The sequence below is a fragment of the Thermosporothrix hazakensis genome (assembly GCF_003253565.1).
Classification (GTDB): domain Bacteria; phylum Chloroflexota; class Ktedonobacteria; order Ktedonobacterales; family Ktedonobacteraceae; genus Thermosporothrix; species Thermosporothrix hazakensis.
The window spans coordinates 150,679-156,928 of sequence record NZ_QKUF01000015.1 but is presented as its reverse complement, the minus strand read 5'-3'; the positions used below and the strand labels follow the sequence as shown (position 1 = coordinate 156,928).

The window sequence follows — 6,250 nt, the reverse complement described above, 5'->3', positions numbered from 1 at the left end:
GTACGAGAGGACCGAGATGGCTTGACCGCTGGTGCGTCAGTTGGCCTGCCTGGGCCAGAGCTGAGTAGCTACGTCAAGAAAGGAGAAGCGCTGAAAGCATCTAAGCGCGAAGCCGACCCCAAGAAGAGTCTTCCCGCTCTCTCCGAGAGGAGGGAGCCAAGACCCCAGAAAGAAGATCTGGTAGATAGACCGTGCGTGGACGTCTGGTAACAGGCGAAGCGGAACGGGACTAATGGTCGAACGGCTTGTTGAATCGGAGCCTCGCAGGTGAGGGGAAGTGGTGCAGAGGAAGGTGTCCGAGCGGGTGCAGCATCGATGACAGTTCGGCAAAATTGAGGTAACTACTTTTTCAGGTGTAGTAAACATATCTAAAAACGATGAACCATATGTCATCGCCTTTAGATACTGCGCATGTGATAACTGACAATTGCCACCCTACAAAAACGTAGCGGTGGTTTTTTGTTGTGTACAAAGAACAAAGGCGCTTCCTCCTTATTAAGAGGAAGCTACCAGTTCCGTGAGAGCACAACGGATCTCTTTTTGCACCTCACTATCTTCCTCTGTCTGCATGCGTTCCTGCAAGGCATTGGTTGCCTGCTCGCCTCCGATTTGGCCAAGTGCCCAGGCGGCGTGACCTCTGATTAACGGATCATCATCATGCAACGCCTTGATCAGCGCCGGGACTGCCTGTGGATCTCTGATATTGCCTAGCGCTACACAAACGTTGCGCAATAAGCCGCGGCGCTTGGTTCGTCTAATAGGGCTTCGACGAAAACGCTCACGAAACTCTTCCTCACTCAGCTCAAGCAGTGGGAGGAGTTCAGGCGTACTGCCGACTGCCGGACGTACGCGATACTCCTGATGTGGCTGGAATGGACCGCTCTTTCTGCGCGTGATGCTATCAACTGCGATCATCTGTTTCTGCCCTTCCTGACGAACACCTAGTCGTCGCTCTGCTACTTTATTAACCGGGCAGACTTCCTGGCAGATATCACAGCCAAAGATCCATGTCCCCATAAGCGGACGCAGTTCTAAGGGAATGCTGCCCCGTAGCTCAATTGTCAGAAACGAGATACAGCGGGTGTTATCCAGTTCATAGGGATTGGGAAGCGCCCCGGTCGGGCAGGCATGCAAACAGATCTCACAGTTTCCGCAGTTCGCCTTGAGCGGCTCGTCTGGGGTCAGAGGCAAATTCGTGACGATCTCAGCGAGAAAGAGCCATGAGCCCCAACCGTGGGTAAGGATGTTGGTGTTTTTGCCATACCAGCCAAGCCCGGCCCGTTGGGCCACCGCACGATCAACCATGCGTCCAGTATCGACAAAGAGGCGCGTTTCAAAATCCTCCTGCGAGACCTCTGAACGAGCGTATTCGCGCAGCCATTCGGCAAACTGCTTGAGTTTGGGCTTTATGATATCGTGATAGTCATCTCCCCAGGCATAGCGAGCGATTCGTCCTCGGGGTGTGCCTTCATGTGCATTTTCGGGCATCTCCGTCAGGTAGACCATGCCCAGAGAGATAATAGATTGCGCTGTAGGCAAAAGCGCTTCGGGATGACAGGAGACATCTGCCCTCTCGGCTGTGAACCAGGAGAGACCATCCATCAGGCCGCGTCCGATACGCTCTTTGATGACCTTTTTAGCCTCTGGAAAGGGCTGTGCAGTTGTCACCCTTGCTATATCGAAACCAAGCGCGTATGCTTGTTCTTTGATAGTCTGTGTATCTAACATAGTGTTAATTCGTAATATCTCGTCGCCTGATGGCCCACCACGCTGGAAGAAGGAAGAGTGCCAGATAGAAGGCAACCACCAGGAGCGCGTGCAGGTCCGGAAGCGGCGACGGCTGATTCCCGAAAAGGTACGATGAGCGATTCTGGATCAGTGCTGAGAGATTATTTGCCATAAAATAGCCCGGGAGCACTTCTAGAACTGCTCCTATGATACCATGAAAATTCGGGAGATTCAGGATGATACTCTGTATGGCGCTTTCCACGACCCACCAGACGAGCGCGCCTGCGACGCCTGCTGTGGTGGCTCTTCCCAGGGTTCCCAGACAGAGCGCAAGCATGCAGTAGGTAAAGGTATAGAGGATCGTGGCAAGAATATAGAGGAAGCAATTGAACAACCACGGCCCGGAGAGAAATGCAAGGCTCTGGGGAATGTTTGCCAGCACCGAAAGCACCACGCTTGAGAGAATACCAACCACAAAGAGAATGCCGACTCCCACTATGGCATAGATCAGGATTGCGCCAACTTTCGCGAGGAAGAATTGTGTGCGTGTTGGCCCTCTGGTGAGCATCAGGCGCACAGTGCCGACGCTGTATTCGCCCCCGACAATTGTTCCAGCCAGAATAATAAAAAGGATAAGTTCAACAAGCTGGATGGTTTGAGTGACTCCTTCGATTGAGCCTGGCAGGCTGAGCAGGCTGGCATATTCCTGCAATCGGCGCTGTCTCTCCGCCTCTGCCAGATTCAGTTCTTCTCGGGTGGGTTCATGGTTCAAACAATCAATGGTTGTTTCGACGCTTGAACAGTCGGGCGGCAGCAGGTTTCGAGTTGGCGTATGAGCCAGAAAAATCGCCGGTCCCCCTTTAAAGGCAAAGCTGATGATCATAGAGAGAATACCGATAAGCAGCAGCACCTTTGACATGGGACGCCGTCGAAATTTATACAGTTCAACTCCGATTAAACGCAGCACCGTACTGAGATAATCTGCGCGTCCCATCACAACAGTATCCCGGCGAATGAGGGCTGGAGGATTGGTGCGAGCTGGTGGTTGTGTTGTCATACTTCTTCTTTCTTCCCTTCCCCTGATTTCTTTGAAGGAACGACGCGCTTGATAGGACCGCTCGCCAGGGCCTCCATGCCAGTATGGCCTGTGCCAGCTGTAGGGGTTGTCAGTTCCAGATAGAGATCTTCCAGACTGCCGATTCGCGGTTGTAGTTCGGCTGCGAAAAGCTGATGCCTTGCCAGATACGCATTGATTGAGGATGAATGACTTGCTGGCGCTTTCAGTATGAGCATGGTATCCTTTTCGGGCACTTGCTGGACGGAAGAAATCCAGTTCAAATCTTCTTGCCGGGCCTTTTCAAGGAGCTGAAGCGCTTGCTGGCACTCTTCTGCTGTATCCAGGCGAAGCTCTATCTCTTCATTGCCCTGAAGCAGTTCATTGACATTTCCCTGCATAATCAGGTTTCCTTTTCGTAAAATGGCAACCCGATTACAGACCTGCTGCACCTCGTTCAGGATGTGGCTCGAAAGGAAGATGGTCTTTCCCAATGCCGCAAGGCGCTGAATCAGCCGCCGGATCTCAACCATACCCGCCGGGTCGAGTCCGTTTGTTGGCTCATCCAGTAGCACCAGTTCTGGGTCATGTAACAGAGCCGCAGCAATGCCGAGACGCTGTTTCATGCCTAACGAGTATTTGCGCAGCGGGAGCTTCTGATAAGCGCTCAGGTCAACGATGTCGAGCACTTCGGCAAGGCGGCGATCGTTTGACTTTCCCGACATCATCCCGGAGGCAGCCGCGGTCACACGCAGATTGTCGAGCGCGGAAAGGTAGGGATAAAAGACGGGCGTTTCAATAATCGCGCCGACCCGCTGCAAAATATCCGAGAGCTGAAGGGCGGTATCCATGCCAAAGAGGATGGCCCGGCCCGCTGTCGGGCGAATCAGGCCAAGTAGCATACGGATCGTCGTTGTTTTGCCGGAGCCATTTGGCCCGAGGAAACCGAAGACATCGCCTCGCATAACCTGCAAATGCAGATCGTTCACGGCAACGAGCTTCCCGAATGCTTTGGTTAATCTATCTGTCCGAATAATCACATCTCTATCGTAAAGGGATGACATAAGCTCTCTTTATAGCTCCTTGTCCCTGGAAAGCAGTACACACAATGTGTTGTGTGCTGACACTTTCTGACTAGCGGTTCGTTACGGTGTATGTGCCTAGTATGCATGGTTTCTTTGTTCCTGGCAAGTCATTCTTATGTCAAAAGGGCACAGAATGTAGAAGAATAAAAAGGAAAAGAAGGCGTGTGGTGTTATATGGTTCTTGTATATATCATCAGGAAAGAGATAGAATGCAGTTCACCGAGAAATAAGTATAAAAGGAGGGAGAACAAGAACTGTCCTCCCTGCTGCTATAAAGTGGGTTTTTAGTCGAGCATAGGAATCTGTACACCAAGCTCCCTGGCGCAGTCAATTGCTTCATCATAACCGGCATCGACATGACGCATCACGCCGGTTCCGGGATCGTTGGTCAGCACACGTTTCAGGCGTGCGGCGGCCTCCGGTGTTCCATCAGCGACAATGACCTGTCCAGCATGAATGGAGTAGCCAATACCGACACCTCCGCCATGATGGAGGGAGACCCAGGTTGCGCCTGAAGCGGTGTTCAGCATCGCGTTGAGCAACGGCCAGTCCGCAATGGCATCGCTGCCGTCTTTCATCGCCTCCGTCTCACGATAGGGCGAAGCAACCGAACCACTATCAAGATGATCACGTCCGATAACAATAGGAGCCTTGACGATCCCTTTTGCGACCAGCTCATTGAATTTGAGCCCCGCCTTATCGCGTTCGCCATAACCAAGCCAGCAAATACGGGCGGGAAGGCCCTGGAAGTGAATCTTTTTCTGGGCCATCTTGAGCCAGCGATGCAGAGACTCATTTTCCGGGAAGAGCTCCATCAGCGCCTCATCGGTGCGGTAGATGTCCTCAGGATCGCCAGAGAGGGCGACCCAGCGGAATGGTCCCTTGCCGCGGCAGAAGAGAGGGCGAATATACGCAGGAACGAAGCCCGGAAAGTCCATTGCATGGTTCTCTCCGGCCTCCAATGCCTGACCACGCAGATTGTTGCCATAGTCAAAGACAACAGCGCCGCGCTTTTGCATTTCCAGCATGGCCTGTACGTGAGTGACCATAGAGGCGCGAGACAGCTTGATATACTCCTGTGGATCGCGTTCGCGCAGCTTATTTGCCTCTTCGAGCGTGTAGCCAGCGGGAATATAGCCATTGAGTGCGTCGTGAGCCGACGTTTGGTCAGTTACCATATCCGGGATGATCCCCCGACGAACCAGTTCAGGATAAATTTCAGCGGCATTCCCAATCAGGCCGATAGAGAGTGGCTGCCCCTGGCCGCAGGCTTCGCGAACCTGGTTCAGCGCCTCATCGAGTGTGCTTGCAATCTCGTCACAATAGCCTGTTTCGAGACGACGGCGGATACGGCTTTCGTCGACCTCTACGGCCAGACAGACGCCCCCATTCATTGTGCAGGCAAGTGGCTGAGCGCCACCCATACCGCCGAGGCCTGCGGTGAGGACAAACTTCCCTTTAAGCGATCCTCCAAAATGGCGGCGTGCGGCTTCAGCAAAGGTCTCATAGGTACCCTGCACAATGCCCTGAGAGCCAATATAGATCCATGATCCCGCAGTCATCTGACCGTACATTGTCAGGCCAAGCGCCTCAAGACGGCGGAACTCATCCCAGTTGGCCCAATGGGGGACGAGGTTTGAGTTAGCAATCAGCACACGGGGCGCATCGGGGTGAGTGCGAAAAATACCAACCGGTTTCCCGGATTGAACGAGGAGAGTTTCATCATTCTCAAGTTGCTGGAGGGAACGTACTATAGCATCGAAGGCCGCCCAGGAACGAGCGGCGCGTCCCGCTCCTCCGTAGACCACGAGATCATCAGGGCGCTCCGCGACCTCCGGGTCCAGGTTATTCATGAGCATGCGCATGGCAGCTTCCTGCTGCCAGCCTTTACAGCTCAGAGTGGTGCCGCGAGGCGCGTGTACCGTACGTGGTCCTGACGTCTTCGGCGTCTTTGCTGAAGATGCCTGTCCATTATTGGGCATAGCTTTCTGTTCCTTTCTTCTGGATGGATTGTAAAATGCGAAGTCTGTAATGAGTATACCGTATCCGGGCGCGATGGGCCATGCCGAAGAAGGAATCTCCGTCAGAGGTAAGCCAGGGCTATTGTTGTTCTCGCATTGGTCTCTCGGAATACCTTTTTGCTGCCTGCTTCTACCTTGTTTGGTCTTAACGCCGTATGCTATAATCTGACGAGGAAAAGTAGCTCTGCATGTGCTTATAACGTACCGAAAATAGAAGCAATTATTGATTCTGTGCAGTGCCTGTTACACTGCGAAATCTATTTAGCAATAAACAAAGGGGCCGCCCGCGAGGGGTAGGCCTTCATGTCTCCCCTGTTGCACGTGCTCAGACCGTAGCTAAGAGGGTAGAAGCGCAGGTTGCT

The 6,250-nt window shown here is 53.2% G+C and carries 4 protein-coding genes and 1 rRNA gene; 1 reads left to right on the top strand and 4 read right to left on the bottom strand.

Annotated elements, in window-relative coordinates:
* Positions 1–253 (top strand): 23S ribosomal RNA (locus EI42_RS19645); the annotation flags it as partial.
* Positions 254–495: 242 nt separating this feature from the next.
* Here EI42_RS19645 and queG read toward each other — a convergent pair.
* The 4 genes from queG to hutU all read right to left on the bottom strand — a co-directional run bounded on the left by queG (position 496) and on the right by hutU (position 5,849).
* Positions 496–1,728, bottom strand: a complete 1,233-nt coding sequence (gene queG / locus EI42_RS33370) for a tRNA epoxyqueuosine(34) reductase QueG (protein ID WP_111324336.1) — start codon at positions 1,726–1,728, stop codon at positions 496–498.
* A gap of 4 nt (positions 1,729–1,732) precedes the next feature.
* Positions 1,733–2,785, bottom strand: coding sequence for an ABC transporter permease (locus EI42_RS19635; RefSeq protein ID WP_111324335.1), 1,053 nt, complete (start codon positions 2,783–2,785; stop codon positions 1,733–1,735).
* Positions 2,782–3,822: an ABC transporter ATP-binding protein gene (locus EI42_RS19630; RefSeq protein ID WP_249033469.1), complete on the bottom strand. Its 1,041-nt coding sequence runs from the start codon at positions 3,820–3,822 to the stop codon at positions 2,782–2,784. Before EI42_RS19630 ends, EI42_RS19635 begins: the two co-directional genes overlap by 4 nt.
* A 329-nt stretch (positions 3,823–4,151) precedes the next feature.
* Positions 4,152–5,849, bottom strand: a complete 1,698-nt coding sequence (gene hutU / locus EI42_RS19625) for a urocanate hydratase (protein ID WP_111324333.1) — start codon at positions 5,847–5,849, stop codon at positions 4,152–4,154.
* Positions 5,850–6,250: the final 401 nt, after the last annotated feature.